Source organism: Streptomyces sp. SID3343 (assembly GCF_009865215.1).
GTDB lineage: Bacteria > Actinomycetota > Actinomycetes > Streptomycetales > Streptomycetaceae > Embleya.
In genome coordinates this window covers 1-363 of sequence record NZ_WWJX01001545.1, presented here as the reverse complement: position 1 = coordinate 363, position 363 = coordinate 1, and the positions used below count along the sequence as shown (strand labels likewise).

Annotated in this window: 1 pseudogene; it reads right to left on the bottom strand. The window is 75.8% G+C overall.

The features are described from left to right. Nucleotides 1-363: pseudogene (locus GT354_RS49130) on the bottom strand (hemerythrin domain-containing protein); the annotation flags it as partial.

Genomic DNA, 363 nt, shown 5'->3' with positions numbered 1-363 from the left:
GCGGGGGGTACGCGCGGTGCCGGCCCAACGGTTCAGTTCGATGTAGGCCGGTCGCCAGGTGCCGTGAAAGGCCGAGCGCGCGGGCTCGGGCAGTCGGCCCAGGACGGCGTCGGTGCGCTCCTCGCTCGCCCCGTCGAGGAGCCACGGCAGATAGCGGGAGCCGTCCGGGCCGATGCGGGTGGCGTGCGCGGCGCCGAAGCGTTGGAGGAGGTCCGAGGTCGCGTAGGCGTCGATCAGGTCGAGCGCGTCGTCCTCCTCGTGCCGCAGGTGTCCGCCGAGACCGGTGACCAGGCGGTCGACGATCGCGCCGAGCCGCTGCGCGCCGGCCTCGCCGTCGGCCAGGGCGGCGTCGACCGCCGCGAG